Origin of the sequence: Niallia sp. (assembly GCF_031978665.1) — a bacterium.
Taxonomy (GTDB): Bacteria; Bacillota; Bacilli; order Bacillales; family Cytobacillaceae; genus Niallia.
Genome location: NZ_DALZDK010000034.1, coordinates 1 through 14012 on the forward strand (window position 1 = coordinate 1; position 14012 = coordinate 14012).

A 14012-nucleotide genomic window follows, 5' to 3' on the forward strand; every position below is an offset into this window, starting at 1 on the left:
GAGGGCTCTTTTTTGTTCAAGTCCCCGAAAATCCTTCTAACAGGAATGCTCCTATAAATGTTCATGATATTTTATCCAAATATCGAACTTTACATTCTTCATAACCCTATTTGTTTCTACAGGGGAAGCATGGAAAAACTGACACTATACAATTAAAAAAGTTCCTCTCCATTTGGATTAGCACATTTTCTTAGTCCATTTCAATAGCTCTTGCTACTTGTTTGCCGCATTGTTTACAGGTTCCTTGTAAAACGATGCCAAATTTTGTTTCTTCGATTAGGTAATTTTCTATTTGCACGACATCGATACAAGAACTACACCAAACATTCCTTTCTAATTCGCTGCGCATTTCCTTTGGAAGGGACAACCATTTTTTATTTGCAGTAAAAGATAATATGTCTGCTTCGTTTTTCTTCTCCATCTTTATTCCCTCCAATTTTTCTAATATTTTTGCACCTATAAGTATCATCAAAATGGAAAGGAACGAAAACTAAATAATATTCGTACATAATATCTAAACATTCAACTTTATTAACAGTCACTTTCATATTAAAATAGATAAAAAGAAATAAATGGAAAGGATGAAAAACCATGAAATCTATTGTAGTCATTGATGGAGGAACTCGTCCTGATGGAAATACAGCAACCCTGACTGATCAGGCATTAATAGGGCTATCTGTAGAAAAGATTCTCCTTAGGGATCATACCATCAATCCGATTATAGACATGCGGCATCATTCAGATGGATTTCAAGATAGAGAGGATGACTATAATACAATCATTGATCAAATTCTCGCCTATGATATTTTAATCTTCTCTACTCCTATCTATTGGTATAGTATGTCCGGTTTGATGAAGAATTTCGTTGATCGCTGGTCTCAATCTTTAAGGGATTCAAACTATCCTGATTTCAAAGCAAAAATGGCTGCAAAGAAAGCATATGTTATTGCTGTTGGGGGAGATAATCCACATGTGAAAGGCTTGCCTATGATTCAGCAGTTTCAGCATATTGTTGATTTCATGGGGATTGATTTTGGAGGATACATTCTAGGCGTTGGTAATAAGCCTGGAGACATTCTGCAAGATAAAAAAGCACTGTTTGCTGCTACTCAGCTGAAAAACGAATTAATCTAATGAAATGAGCACCGTCGAAAAACTTTTTGATGGTGCTCCACTTTATCCCTTCACCTTCGCTACCCCTAAGGCATAATGGCTAAATAATATATTCTCTACCATTTCTCCTTCTTCCTCGTTACAATCAACAATGACGATTACTTCTGAATGAATTCCCTTTAATAACCTCTTCCTCTTTTTCAATACAATTTCTGTAAAAAGGCGAATGGAAAATCCAATTAAAAAACCAGCTGCTGCTCCTATTAGCCCCCAATAAATAGGTCCTAATGTAAGCTTAAACCCTATACTTGCACCAATAACCGAAAAGGCAGTAGCTAATGCAGCTCCTATATCGATGAGAGAGGTTCCATCTGATCGATGGATAGTATCAAACACATTGCGCTCGCCCATTTGATTATCTAATGGAAGGACAAATATATTCTCCTTTTTAATTCCTCTTTTCTCTAGCGTGCTGATAGCCATTTCAGTAAAAATGGAATGTTCAAATGTTGAAAATAATTGCATCATGATTTCACCTTTTGCCCTTTTAATACTTTAAAAAGCGGGGACTGATAATTTTCTTTAAAATAAAAACGTTGTTCTTTATCGTATAGTTTATTATTTTCCACAGTGTTTATATAAGAATCAAATACTGCAAATCCATAAATCGATGGAAAAAACAATAGCCATTCAGGCTTTATTACCGACGTAGATTGCTGTATTTCCCCTAAAAATAAAAGTGAAATAGCTTCAAGTCCACGAGAATGATAAAAAAATACAACAGTCCAAATAATGACAAAAAACGCCGTTGTTATTCGATGAATGTATAGTTGGCCTAAGCCCGGTACAAATATGGACCAAAAAATAGCCATAATCGGATTTCTTTTATCCAAATAATTAATTTCCATTGCACCAATGCTAAAAGAATTGAATCGATGCTCCTCTCGTTCTGCCAATACAAACACTTTATTTAAATCGACCGTTGTTCGATAACTATCCCATATGGCGAATATATAGACAGGAATATAAATTAAAAGCCATCTTGTATCGAGAATCTCTTTTGCCTTATCAATTTCTCCTTGAAAAGAATAGATCATGGCTAAATTCAAATTACATTTTATATTTACTACAACTTCCCAAATAAATAACACGAACCCGCGTAGGTACTTCGACAAAAGCAGATGGCCGAACCCAGGAAAAGCAGCACTCCACCACCCAATGATATATGGATTCCGAAGATGGATTTGTGTAGTTCCAAGAATACTAACATGTGCCCTATATCTTCTTGCTGTATTGTCATTCGTATAATTGTCCATAACTTTTTCACCTTTTTCCTTTTGTATATACAAAAGAGAAATAACTAAGCGTTATTTTTATCAAAATTATGAAATTTTATCCACATACCTAACTTATTTAGTACAATTGGACTAATGAGTTAGGAAGGAAGATTATAATTGATAGGAATTTTCGCACTATTACTATTTACTGTTATCGCTAAACAGCTCTATCCTACATTAGGAGAAAAGAGAATTAATAATCTTTTCTCCAAGCTGGAATTCCCTTATATACAATGGAGTGATCTATATGTTCCTAATAGCAAAAGAGGAATGTCCCAACTAGATCATGTTCTACTAGGTAAAAATGCTTTATTTGTTATTGAGGCAAAAAACTATCAAGGATGGATTTATGGAAGTGAGAATAGTCAAATGCCTGGTTGTAGTGTTTTTCCAAAATGTAGATATTCAAAGACTAGTTAACCATTAAAAACCTAAATATACCTTTGGAATTTTATGCTAAAATATTTATTTAGTATGACTTTAAAAAGGGGAGTACAAAATTGTCTCAAGCACTAATATTTGATATGGATGGCACACTTTTTCAGACAGATAAAATACTAGAAATATCTCTTGATGATACATTCCATCACTTACGTTCTCTTCATCAATGGAATGGCACAACCCCTATTGATAAATATCGCGAAATTATGGGTGTTCCGTTACCAATTGTTTGGGAAACATTATTGCCTAATCATTCCATCGAAATAAGAGAACAAACAGATACTTATTTTCTTAAAAGATTGATTACAAATATAAAGAATGGTAAAGGTGCTTTATATCCACATGTAAAAGAAGTTTTCTCTTATTTGAAAGAAAACCACTTCTCTATTTACATAGCAAGCAACGGTTTAACCGAATATTTACAAACGATTGTTGAATACTATCGATTGGATAATTGGCTGACTGAAACATGTAGTATTCAACAAATTAAATCATTGAATAAATCAGACCTTGTTCGTAGTATTATAGACAAGTACGAAATTACTTGTGCAGCTGTTGTCGGAGACCGTCTTTCTGATATTAAGGCTGCAAATGATAATGGTCTTGTGTCCATCGGTTGTAATTTTGATTTTGCTAGAGCTGATGAACTCATGCAAGCTACTATCGTTATCAATGATTTATTGGAGTTAAAATCGATTATACCAACATTAGGTACTTTCAAGTTAAATAAAATTCTACAAAATAATAATATATGAGGAGAATAATATTTCCACTGCGGAATCATATAAATCTATTGAAAAACAACGTATTGAACTAGCTTTAGTGAACAACGACTTTATTGGAGCAATGACCCTTTATAAGTATTCATTCCTCTCCAAAGAAGAATTCATTGACACTGTTGAACCTTTTCTAACAAAAAATAAAGCTAATACAATCAATCATTTGCAGGATTTTGTTGATAAAGAGGTCTCCTCTTCTAACAATACGAATGCAGATAGCATAAAAGAGGATGAAATATGGAAACAAGTCCTAGAACTTATCGGAACAACAATATCCAATCCATCTTTTGATACTTGGCTTAAAAATACTACTTGCAGTTTAGAAAACAATCTAGCAACCGTATATTGCGGAAATGAATTTCAAAGAGATTGGCTCAAAGAAAGATATACCCCTCATGATGGAGTGTTTAAAAGAAGTTTTACCAGATGCTCCAGAATTTATTGTTACAATTAAAGTTAACCCCTGAAAATAAGTAGAAGATAATAAAAGCTGCCAAGTTTGGCAGCTTTTATTATTTTTAAAAATTCATCTATTCTATTCAAAAATTTCCGTTTCAACTCTTCACAATCTCAGCAATACTCATAAATTGGTTAGCACGAAGCCCCCAACATTTCCAGGCTTTCTTTCTGCCCATTATAAGGAAGTTTATATTCATCAATTAAATGTGCTTCCTCTCCTACTATTTCATAATAACTAAATAAAATGGAGTAACCCACCAAAACTATCTCCCCTCTTTTTTTCCAACGTGCTGTGCTTAACATAAAAATTTATTAATAATCTAGAAGACGTTATATTTTTTAAAATCATTCCTATTCTTATTGATGTTTCCCAGTATAACGTTATAAAGTAAACTGAATATAAACTTCCGAAAATTTATTTTCAGTTTATACTTTGCTAATAAAATAGGGATAACTTATATATATGGGGGCATTAGATGTTTAAAATATTAGTGGTTGAAGATGATAAAAATACAAGAAAGTTAATGTGTGCTGTATTAAAACAACATGGCTATCAAACCTATGATGCTCAGGATGGCATCGAAGCTCTTCATGTTATGGAAAAAGAACACGTTGATTTAGTGGTTCTTGATTTAATGATGCCGAAAATGGACGGCTATGAATTAACACGACAGCTTAGACAAACGTGGGAGACTCTCCCAATATTAATGGTTACTGCAAAGCAAGAACCATCAGATAAGAAGAAAGGGTTTCTTGTTGGTACGGATGATTATATGACTAAACCTGTAGATGAAGAAGAAATGGTGCTTCGTATTAAAGCCCTTTTACGCAGAGCTAAGATTGCCAGTGAACATAAACTAACAGCTGGAAAAACTGTTCTTGATTATGATGCACTTACTGTATCCCGTGGTGATTTAGTTATTACATTGCCGCCAAAAGAATTTTTCTTATTGTTTAAACTTTTATCCTATCCGAATATGATTTTCACACGTATACAACTTATGGATGAAATTTGGGGAATGGAATCTGAAACAGATGACCGGACTCTCAATGTTCATATAAACCGCTTAAGGGACCGTTTACGAGATTTTCCTGAATTTGAAATTGTGACTGTTAGAGGACTAGGCTATAAGGCTGTGAAAAAAGCATGAGAGAATTTTTCACCAAACGATTTAGTCTTGCTATTACGTTAGTTATATTTGTGTTTGGGGTCATGATGGCAACAGTATTGGTAGCTGCCGTGATTACTTTTGCTTTACAGCATTTAGGAATTATCTCGAACCATAGCCAACTTCCGGTATTTCCGTTAATTACTTTTTTAGGCTTCTGCATTTTACTTGGAACTTCCCTGACAGCCTTTCTCAGTAAAAAAGCATTAAATCCGATACGTACTGTAATTGATGCTACCCGTAAAGTAGCAGATGGAGATTTTTCTGTGCAAGTTAACATAAAAGGAATAGGTGAATTAGAAGAATTATCGCAAAGCTTTAATAAAATGACACAAGAGCTTTCAGGAATTGAAACACTACGAAGTGATTTCGTAAATAATTTTTCTCATGAGTTCAAAACACCGATTGTATCCTTGCGAGGATTTGCAAAGTTACTGAAAGAAGATAACTTAACAGAAGCGGAACGACAAGAATACCTCGATATTATCATAACTGAGTCTGAACGGTTAGCGGCACTCTCTACAAATGTACTTGTTCTTTCTAAATATGAAAATCTCGAGATTATTACCGATAAAGCCCCCTTTCGCTTAGATGAGCAAATCCGAAAAACAATCGTGTTAATGGAACCAAGATGGTCTGCGAAAGAAATGGTCATTAACGTGGAATTGGATGAAGTTATCTTTAGCGGGAATGAAGATTTAACTCAACAAATTTGGCTAAATCTTTTGGATAATGCCATTAAGTTTTCAGATTTAGGCGGCATGATACAAATAACCCTTACGAAAGCCGAAGATGAAATTTGTTTTACAATTCAAGATAACGGTCCTGGAATGGATGATCGCACAAAAGTACATCTTTTCGATAAATTTTATCAAGGCGATCCCTCCCATTCAAAATCCGGGAATGGGCTAGGATTGGCACTTGTAAAAAGGATCGTCGAGCTTTGCGATGGAGAGGTTTATGTGGAAAGCGAGAAAGAAAAAGGTAGTATATTTATTGTAAAATTAGTAGCTTGATTAGGCTAACGAATTAGACAGAATCCATCTAATTCGTTAGCTTTTTTTGCATTTATCACATTACATCGTATTTCGTAAAACTTAGTGTTTAATGGATAATCACTGTAGGATTGTTAGACATATGTCCATTATATTTTTAGCGAGTATTTTGTTCCGCCCCTCATAATCCTTTCCCACTTCTTTCTCTCCTTTGCTTCCTATATTTTTTCCGTTTATAAAGATTAACAGTAATAACCGAAGTTTTTACAATTTCCATAGATTTTAAATGAAAAGGCAAATCCCATCTGTCTATAATTTTTTTGACAAAACATCTTATACAAAAAGATTTATAGAACTATATTATATGTTTTCTTTTTCATCGAACGAAAACCTTTACAATTTTTGAAAACATTTTCATATCTTTCTATGCCATAATCAAATTACAAAAAGTTGCAACTTTTGAGAGAGGAGTGTTTCCAATTATTTATACATGTACGTTAAATCCTGCCATTGATTTATTTGTTGATGTCAATGCATTGGAACCCTTTATTGTAAATCGCACAAATACAGAAGACTATCAAGCAAATGGTAAAACCATAAATATATCCCTTATTCTAAAAAAAATGGGGATTGAAAATACAGCACTTGGATTTATTGGTGGATTTACAGGCAGATACATCAACGAAGAACTTCAAGATCATGGAATTCAAACAGATTTCATTGAAATTGATGGGATTACTCGAATTAACACCTTTGTGAGAGCTGGAGAAAAGGAATATAAGATTGTAAACAAGGGCCCGACAATAAAAAAAGACAAACAGCAACAATTAATAGACAAATTGGATTCTATTCCCGTTGGAAGCATTCTATTTATTTCTGGCAGTTTACCAAAGGGAATTTCCGACGACATCTATATAGAAATTGCAAAAATAGCAAAAGAACATGACCTTAAATTAATCTTGGATATAAGCTCACGAAAGCTCTTAGAGTGTCTCCCTTTTTCCCCTTATTTAATCAAACCTAATAAGGAAGAGCTAGGATACTTATTTAATAAAGAGGATTTACTAGAAGAAGATATTTACTATTATGCAAAAACACTTTTAAAAATGGGAACTCAAAATGTCTTAGTTTCCTTAGGAGAAGATGGCGCTATCTTTCTCTCAAATGAAAGATGCTTACGTGTAACGTCACCAAAAGGAATTGTAGTGAATACCGCGTGTGCAGGAGATGCTTTCTTGGCCTCTTTCGTAGGCAAACAACTATCAGGTGCTTCCTTAGAGGAAGCATTAACATACGCCTCAGCAACAGGAGCCTCAACTGCATTTTCTATGGGATTAAGTGATTTCAAAGATGTAGAGGAATTATGCAAAGTAGTTAAGCTCGATGATCTTGATCTAATCATTAAATAAGGAGGCTACTGAAATGAGTAAAATTAAAATTATTGCTGCAACAGGCTGTCCAACCGGGATTGCTCATACATTTATGGCGGCAGAAGCATTAAAAATCGCTGCAAAGAAATTAAATGTTGATATTAAAGTGGAGACACATGGTCAAGTAGGAATTCAAAATGAATTAAGTATACAAGATATTCAAGATGCTGATGGAGTAATTATTGCAGCTGATAAAGATGTATTTGCAGACCGTTTCAAAGGAAAACCAGTTATTGACGTTCCAGTTGCTAAAGGAATTAGAGAAGCAGAAGCTCTTATACAGGCAATAATCGATGCAAAAGCACCTGTCTTCAAGGCTGCAAAAAAAGAAGCTACATTAGAAGAGGCTGAAGAATATACTTCTGGTAATTCTTTTGGTAGAGCCATTTATAAACACTTAATGAATGGTGTTTCACACATGCTTCCATTTGTAGTCGGTGGTGGTGTGCTAATTGCCATCTCCTTCTTGTTTGGGATTCATTCAGCAGAGCCTAATCATGAAACTTATAACCCAATAGCAAAATTTCTTAAGGATGTCGGAGGGATAGGGTTTCAATTAATGGTTCCTATTTTGGCTGCCTTCATAGGCGACTCTATAGCAAAGCGACCAGGTATGGTGGCTGGATTTATCGGTGGGATGATGGCTTACACAGGTGGCGCAGGGTTCCTAGGGGGAATTGTTGCAGGGTTCTTAGCTGGTTATGTCATTATTCTTTTATCTAAATTACTAAGTGGCTTATCACAATCATTAGAAGGATTAAAAGCAATCTTTTTGTATCCCGTTTTCGGAATTCTGATTACATCATTATGTATGTATTTCTTTGTAGAACCAATGACCATTATTAATGAAGGAATGAAAACATTTTTAAGTGATTTTCAAGGAGCCAATCCCATCATTCTTGGCTTAATTGTTGGTTGTATGAGTGCATTTGATATGGGTGGTCCTATTAATAAGGCAGCCTATGTTACAGGTACAGCTCTACTAGCAGAAGGAAATATGTATTTTATGGCAGGGGTTTCCGCAGCATGTATAACACCTCCTTTCGTTACTGCCTTTGCAACTGTATTCTTTAAACATTATTTTAATCAATCTGAACGTAATGCAGGGTTGATCAATTTTATTTTAGGATCAACTCATATAACAGAAGGTGCCATACCTTTTGCTGCTAAAAACCCAATTGTTTTAATCCCTATTTTAATGATCGCATCCTCTATTTCTGCCATATTAACATACCTATTCAATGTGCAAGTTCCTGCACCACATGGCGGATTTTTAGTATTGCCGGTTGTAACTGGAGCATTTCAATGGGTAATTTCTATTTTAGTCGGATCACTTGTTGGGGCATTAGCATTTGGATTTGCAAGAAAAATCAGTGCACAAAAAAAAGAAATGAAAAATAATCTTAAACAATCTGCTTAATAAGAATGGAGATGAACACTTTGAATACTTTATTTTCTGAACAAAATGTACTTTTGAATGAGAGAATATCATCACAAAGAGACGTATTTATAAAAATCGCAGAACATTGTGTGTCAAATAATATAGCTAGTTCTTCCGAGAAACTTTTACATGCATTGGAAGAAAGAGAAAAACAAAGTACAACGGGGTTCATAGATGGATTTGCTATCCCGCATGCCAAAAGTTCCTCTATTCAAATTCCATCTGCTTTAATCATCACGTTAAGCGAAGGCATCGATTGGGATTCAATGGATCAAAAACCTGTTAAGTTCATTATTTCATTACTAATACCAGAAAACGAAGCAGCAACAACTCATTTAACAGCACTTTCTAATATTTCCAGAATGTTAATACACCAAGAAATAAGAGAAAATTTATTGGAAGCTCAGAATAAGCAGGAAGTTCTTCAATTAATCGATGAGTCTATTGTAAGTATTTAAAAAGAAGATAAAATAAGCAAAATCAGATACTACGTCCATGCTATTCTAGCGTTCTTTTAACCGCTTTTTCAAAAAACTCTAAACTAATTTGTCCAATTATAATGGAGGTAAGAAAATGAATGTAGATATAGGTAATAAAGTAGTAAATACAAAAGAAATGCTTTTAAAAGCCCAAAAAGAGGGATATGCAGTACCAGCCTTTAATATACACAATTTAGAGACCATTCAAGTAGTTGTAGAAGCAGCTTCCAGTCTTCGCTCCCCTGTCATTTTAGCTGGTACACCAGGAACATTCAGCTACGCTGGCCGTGACTATATTCAAGCAATCGCTGAAACAGCAGGAAAAAAATATGATATCCCAATTGCATTGCATTTGGACCATCATGAAAATATTCAAGATATTAAAGAATCAGTCATATTAGGAACTAAATCAGTCATGATTGATGCATCGCATCATCCCTTTGAAGAAAATATCAAAATTGTTAAAGAAGTAGTTGACTTTGCTCATGCTTATGGCGCTACTGTGGAGGCGGAATTAGGTCGATTAGGAGGGCAAGAAGATGACTTGATTGTGGATGAAGTGGACTCTTATTATACAGACCCTTTCGCAGCGAAGGAATTTGTGGAACGTACAGGAATTGATTCTTTAGCTGTTGCAATAGGAACTGCACATGGTCTATATAAAACAGAACCTAAATTAGACTTTGAACGTTTAGCACAAATTAAACAGGTAATTGACATACCTCTTGTGTTACATGGAGCCTCAGGTATTAGTGTTACAGATGTAAGAAAATGCATTGAATTAGGCTGTTGTAAAGTAAATATTGCAACAGAACTAAAAATACCATTTTCAGAAAATATAAGAAAATATTTGACAGAGCATCTAGACGCTAATGATCCTCGAAAATATATTCAGCCTGCTAAAGAGGCTATGAGACAAGTAGTAATAGATAAAATTAAAATGTGTAAGAGTGAAAATCGAATTTAATCCTTTTAAAACAATTAAAATAATAAAAATCAAAAGAAACCTATTCAACCAGGTTTCTTTTTTACATCATTCTAATCACATAAGCATCAAGAATAATTCTTGAAATTACTTGTAAAGGTAAACGGGAACGGACTTCATAGTCTGGAAAAAAAGAGGATGACCCTTTATAACCTAAAAGGGTAATTTCAGAAAGCTTTGCTAAACTTGAATCCACTCCTGCTGTCAATGTAATCGTGCTAATTTGATTTATTTTAAAATTTTTGCATGCTTCCACTAATTCTTTTGTTTCGCCATTTAAAGAAATAAAAATTGCTAATTCATCTTTTTTTATTTTTTTTGAAATAACCCGAATAATGTTTGGGTCATTGTGCATCTCACAATTTTTCCCTAACAGTTGCAATTTAATTGTCACTTCGTTTCCTATCATTTCCGAAAAGCCTCTAGCAAAGACATACACTTTTTTAGCATTATTTATTTTTTGAAGTGTATCTTCTATATTTCCACTATTCAGCATTTGAATAGTATTTAAAACTTCTATTTCATTCTTTTTTATTGCTTGTTGAATTTTTTTATCGATATCATCAATCGTTTCAACTTGTTTTGTTGATTTCAACTTATCTTTAATAGAGTATTTAAATGCAGTAAATCCATCATGTCCTATCTTCTTCATCAAGCGAACGATTGTAGCAGTAGATACATTTGCTCTTTCACTTAATTTAACAATCGACATATCAGGCATCAATTCTATATGTTTAAATATAAAATCTAATAAATATCGTTCTGTCTCACTTAATGATTGATATTTCTCAGTTGAAATATCAAAAATAATATTGTCCAAACTATCACCACCTTATAATCATATGTATTCGCATATAAATATTTTATCATTGTATTGCTTCCCAAATATAGATTTAATTAGTTAATTTAATAAAAGAGGCACATACTCGTCTAAGAATGCGCCTCTTTATATTCTAGTATGAAACTATCTTATCCCCAAATCTCTTTGGCAACATCGACAATGTATTTCAATTTATTCCATTGTTCTTCTTCTGTTAATTTATTTCCATGGTGTGTAGAAGCAAATCCACATTGTGGGCTAATACATAGCTGCTCAAGGGAAACATATTTAGATGCTTCTTCCACACGCGCTTTGATAGATTCTTTGTCTTCTAATTCTCCAGTTTTCGAAGTAAAAACGCCTAGCACTACTTGTGCTCCACCATTTGGTACAAATTCAAGCGGCTTGAAACCACCAGAGCGCTCATCATCATACTCTAAGAAGAAACCATCTACTTTTTCCTTCGCAAAGAAGCTAGGAGCTATTTTATCATACGGGCCTTCAAATGCCCAAGCAGATTGATAGTTTCCACGGCAAAGATGAGTTGTAACTGTTAGATCTTCTGGCTTTCCTTCTAGAACACCATTTACAACACGTAAAGCTAAATCAATTAACTCTTGTCTTTCTAACTCACTTTTCGCGAATGGCAGTTCTGGGGCACAAAGTCCTGCAATATATACATCATCAAATTGTAAATAGCGACAGCCAGCCTCATAAAATGCTTGAATAGCATCACGATAAGCCTTGATAATATCATCTGCATACTCTTCCATATCCGGATAGATTTCTTCATTACGGATGCCTGCATTAAAAAGTTGATTTGGACTTGGAATCGTCATTTTTGCCACGGCACGGTCTCCAACAATCTCATAAAATTCCTTAAAATCTTTTAGATGAGGATGATCAGGGTTAAAGGATACTTTTCCTGTAACGCGTACATCATACGCTTCTGTTTCCACTCCATTAAATTTATAACCATGGTCAGGTACATATCCTTCTACTCCATTTAAATGCTCCATGAAATCAGTGTGCCAGAATCTGCGACGGAACTCTCCATCCGTTACTGCTTGAAGACCAACTTCAATTTGCTTGTCGACAATTCGTTTAATTTCTTTTGTTTCTACTGCACGTAGCTCTTCTGCTGTGATAGCTCCTTCAGCAAATTTCTTTCTAGCATCGTGAATGGATGGAGGACGAAGTAAGCTTCCCACATGATCCGCTCTAAATGGTGCCTTAATAATTGTTTTTGTCATTTTATCTCTACCTCCGCAAATTTCTTCTCTCTTTTTTATTTTAGATTTTTCAGAAAAACATATTTACTATTATGTATAGAAAAATCTCCGTTATGGCTTCCATAAGATTAAATTCCACAACTTGTTTAATTAGTTATAAATGTAACATGAAAAAAAGGATGGGGAAATGCACAAAATTTTAACTCTTGTGATTATTTAAAACTTTTCTAGTAATTCTACACTAATTCTATAAAGAATACTAGAAAAATAGAAACAAAAAATAGACGCAAGCTATTACTTTGTCATAATAACTTGCGTCTATTTCTACTATAATTTACTTTTTACTATTTAAATCATGATGCAAGGATTCAGAAGGAATAGGGTTAATGGGAACTTGTCCTTTTGGAACCGGTTCTTTCACATAAACAAATTCACCTGTACCATCCTGGGCGCTTCCTGTTGCCCATAAACCTTCTGAAGAAGCATCACCTTCTGATAGATTCCAAAATTCATAAGCTTCTGGCTGTGATTCTTTTTCTGCTTCTGGTGGGAAGCTTGCTGGAACGATCACTCCATTTTTCGCTTCTAGTTCTTCTATTGCTGCCATCCATTGATACTGATGGTAACGATCCCTTGCTAACATTTTTCTAAATGTTGCTTTCACGCCCTCGTCTGAAGTCATATGGTATAGTCTTGCAACCTGCAAGCGACCTTGGCTTTCTGCATGAAGATTGGAACGCATATCCGCTAATAGATTTCCGCTTGCTACTATATAAGAACCATTCCAAGGTACCCCATTCGAATTAGTTGGAAGACCACCCAATCCACTTACAAGCAGTTGTTGTGGATTAATTCCCCCCATAATAGCTGCTACAGCTGGGTCTTTTGCTGCTTTAGCTTGATCCTCGGGAGACGCTCCATCTAGAAGCTGACTTATAAGGGAACAAAGCATTTCCACATGACCAATCTCCTCTGTTCCAATATCCATTAGCATATCCTTATATTTTTCTTCTCCTCGACAGTTAAAACCTTGGAAAAGATATTGCATCATAACAGTCATTTCCCCGAATTGCCCTCCAAGTACCTCCTGGATTTGACGTGCTAACATTGGATCTGGCTTGTCCACTTTCACTTCAAACTGTAATTCTTTTTGATGACGAAACATGACGATATCTCCTCCTTATGACTTTTTCTATTTGTTGTTCGATTAAGATGTACCCCGTATAAGAAAAGAATAAACAGTGGAAGAAATTTCAAGAGAGAGAAAGTTTCTGGAATGAATGCTCTAAAAAATGGTTAGCACATCTTTCTCTCACAACCCATAATCATTTT

At 34.5% G+C, this 14012-nt stretch carries 15 protein-coding genes and 1 pseudogene; 10 read left to right on the forward strand and 6 right to left on the reverse strand.

The features are described from left to right. Nucleotides 1–190: 190 nt before the first annotated feature. The gene (locus RTL21_RS17425; RefSeq protein WP_312097642.1) at nucleotides 191–421 is read right to left on the reverse strand and encodes a hypothetical protein; all 231 of its coding nucleotides are present in this window, start codon (nucleotides 419–421) and stop codon (nucleotides 191–193) included. 170 nt (nucleotides 422–591) lie between these two features. Between RTL21_RS17425 and RTL21_RS17430 the strand changes: the two genes are divergently transcribed. Then, nucleotides 592–1134: a flavodoxin family protein gene (locus RTL21_RS17430; RefSeq protein WP_312097644.1), complete on the forward strand. Its 543-nt coding sequence runs from the start codon at nucleotides 592–594 to the stop codon at nucleotides 1132–1134. Between the two features lie 42 nt (nucleotides 1135–1176). Here the strand turns inward: RTL21_RS17430 and RTL21_RS17435 are convergent, their stop codons facing one another. Together RTL21_RS17435 and RTL21_RS17440 are read right to left on the reverse strand one after the other, a co-directional pair. Next, the gene (locus RTL21_RS17435; protein ID WP_312097724.1) at nucleotides 1177–1638 is read right to left on the reverse strand and encodes a hypothetical protein; all 462 of its coding nucleotides are present in this window, start codon (nucleotides 1636–1638) and stop codon (nucleotides 1177–1179) included. Continuing rightward, nucleotides 1638–2429, reverse strand: coding sequence for a hypothetical protein (locus RTL21_RS17440; protein WP_312097646.1), 792 nt, complete (start codon nucleotides 2427–2429; stop codon nucleotides 1638–1640). The genes RTL21_RS17435 and RTL21_RS17440 overlap by 1 nt, the downstream gene beginning before the upstream one ends. A 138-nt stretch (nucleotides 2430–2567) precedes the next feature. Here RTL21_RS17440 and RTL21_RS17445 point away from each other — a divergent pair, with 138 nt between their 5' ends. From RTL21_RS17445 to RTL21_RS17485, 9 genes and pseudogenes are all read left to right on the forward strand, one after another. Then, on the forward strand, nucleotides 2568–2870 hold the full coding sequence (locus RTL21_RS17445) for a nuclease-related domain-containing protein (protein ID WP_312097648.1): 303 nt from the start codon (nucleotides 2568–2570) through the stop codon (nucleotides 2868–2870). Between the two features lie 83 nt (nucleotides 2871–2953). After that, nucleotides 2954–3646 (forward strand): annotated as a pseudogene (locus tag RTL21_RS17450) (HAD hydrolase-like protein); the annotation flags it as partial. A 67-nt stretch (nucleotides 3647–3713) separates the two neighbouring features. After that, nucleotides 3714–4124: a DnaA N-terminal domain-containing protein gene (locus tag RTL21_RS17455; protein WP_312097650.1), complete on the forward strand. Its 411-nt coding sequence runs from the start codon at nucleotides 3714–3716 to the stop codon at nucleotides 4122–4124. Between the two features lie 481 nt (nucleotides 4125–4605). Then, nucleotides 4606–5280, forward strand: a complete 675-nt coding sequence (locus tag RTL21_RS17460) for a response regulator transcription factor (RefSeq protein ID WP_312097652.1) — start codon at nucleotides 4606–4608, stop codon at nucleotides 5278–5280. Beyond that, entirely contained in the window at nucleotides 5277–6314 is a 1038-nt protein-coding gene (locus tag RTL21_RS17465; RefSeq protein WP_312097654.1) for a HAMP domain-containing sensor histidine kinase, read from the forward strand. The genes RTL21_RS17460 and RTL21_RS17465 overlap by 4 nt, the downstream gene beginning before the upstream one ends. Nucleotides 6315–6772: 458 nt before the next feature. Next, on the forward strand, nucleotides 6773–7702 hold the full coding sequence (gene pfkB / locus RTL21_RS17470; protein WP_312097725.1) for a 1-phosphofructokinase: 930 nt from the start codon (nucleotides 6773–6775) through the stop codon (nucleotides 7700–7702). Nucleotides 7703–7715: 13 nt separating this feature from the next. Continuing rightward, nucleotides 7716–9143 (forward strand): PTS fructose transporter subunit IIC, encoded by a 1428-nt coding sequence (locus RTL21_RS17475; protein WP_312097656.1) that lies wholly within the window; start codon nucleotides 7716–7718, stop codon nucleotides 9141–9143. A gap of 20 nt (nucleotides 9144–9163) precedes the next feature. Continuing rightward, nucleotides 9164–9622, forward strand: coding sequence for a PTS sugar transporter subunit IIA (locus tag RTL21_RS17480; RefSeq protein ID WP_312097658.1), 459 nt, complete (start codon nucleotides 9164–9166; stop codon nucleotides 9620–9622). 115 nt (nucleotides 9623–9737) lie between these two features. Then, nucleotides 9738–10610 carry a tagatose bisphosphate family class II aldolase gene (locus RTL21_RS17485; protein ID WP_312097659.1) on the forward strand — a complete coding sequence of 291 codons (873 nt, stop codon included), beginning with the start codon at nucleotides 9738–9740 and terminating at the stop codon, nucleotides 10608–10610. Nucleotides 10611–10671: 61 nt separating this feature from the next. Here the strand turns inward: RTL21_RS17485 and RTL21_RS17490 are convergent, their stop codons facing one another. The 3 genes from RTL21_RS17490 to RTL21_RS17500 all read right to left on the reverse strand — a co-directional run bounded on the left by RTL21_RS17490 (nucleotide 10672) and on the right by RTL21_RS17500 (nucleotide 13845). After that, complete coding sequence (locus tag RTL21_RS17490) at nucleotides 10672–11448, reverse strand: MurR/RpiR family transcriptional regulator (RefSeq protein ID WP_312097661.1); 777 nt, start codon at nucleotides 11446–11448, stop codon at nucleotides 10672–10674. Between the two features lie 149 nt (nucleotides 11449–11597). Beyond that, nucleotides 11598–12701: a 5-methyltetrahydropteroyltriglutamate--homocysteine S-methyltransferase gene (locus tag RTL21_RS17495; protein ID WP_312097663.1), complete on the reverse strand. Its 1104-nt coding sequence runs from the start codon at nucleotides 12699–12701 to the stop codon at nucleotides 11598–11600. Between the two features lie 313 nt (nucleotides 12702–13014). After that, the gene (locus RTL21_RS17500; RefSeq protein ID WP_312097665.1) at nucleotides 13015–13845 is read right to left on the reverse strand and encodes a manganese catalase; all 831 of its coding nucleotides are present in this window, start codon (nucleotides 13843–13845) and stop codon (nucleotides 13015–13017) included. Nucleotides 13846–14012 lie beyond the last annotated feature (167 nt).

Excerpts from the sequence above, each read along its gene's own strand:
- RTL21_RS17440 (WP_312097646.1), bottom strand. The coding sequence starts at position 2,429 with ATGGACAATTATACGAATGACAATACAGCAAGAAGATATAGGGCACAT.
- RTL21_RS17425 (WP_312097642.1), bottom strand. The coding sequence starts at position 421 with ATGGAGAAGAAAAACGAAGCAGACATATTATCTTTTACTGCAAATAAA.
- RTL21_RS17460 (WP_312097652.1), top strand. The coding sequence starts at position 4,606 with ATGTTTAAAATATTAGTGGTTGAAGATGATAAAAATACAAGAAAGTTA.
- RTL21_RS17475 (WP_312097656.1), top strand. The coding sequence starts at position 7,716 with ATGAGTAAAATTAAAATTATTGCTGCAACAGGCTGTCCAACCGGGATT.
- RTL21_RS17485 (WP_312097659.1), top strand. The coding sequence starts at position 9,738 with ATGAATGTAGATATAGGTAATAAAGTAGTAAATACAAAAGAAATGCTT.
- RTL21_RS17435 (WP_312097724.1), bottom strand. The coding sequence starts at position 1,638 with ATGCAATTATTTTCAACATTTGAACATTCCATTTTTACTGAAATGGCT.
- RTL21_RS17430 (WP_312097644.1), top strand. The coding sequence starts at position 592 with ATGAAATCTATTGTAGTCATTGATGGAGGAACTCGTCCTGATGGAAAT.
- RTL21_RS17465 (WP_312097654.1), top strand. The coding sequence starts at position 5,277 with ATGAGAGAATTTTTCACCAAACGATTTAGTCTTGCTATTACGTTAGTT.
- RTL21_RS17495 (WP_312097663.1), bottom strand. The coding sequence starts at position 12,701 with ATGACAAAAACAATTATTAAGGCACCATTTAGAGCGGATCATGTGGGA.
- RTL21_RS17500 (WP_312097665.1), bottom strand. The coding sequence starts at position 13,845 with ATGTTTCGTCATCAAAAAGAATTACAGTTTGAAGTGAAAGTGGACAAG.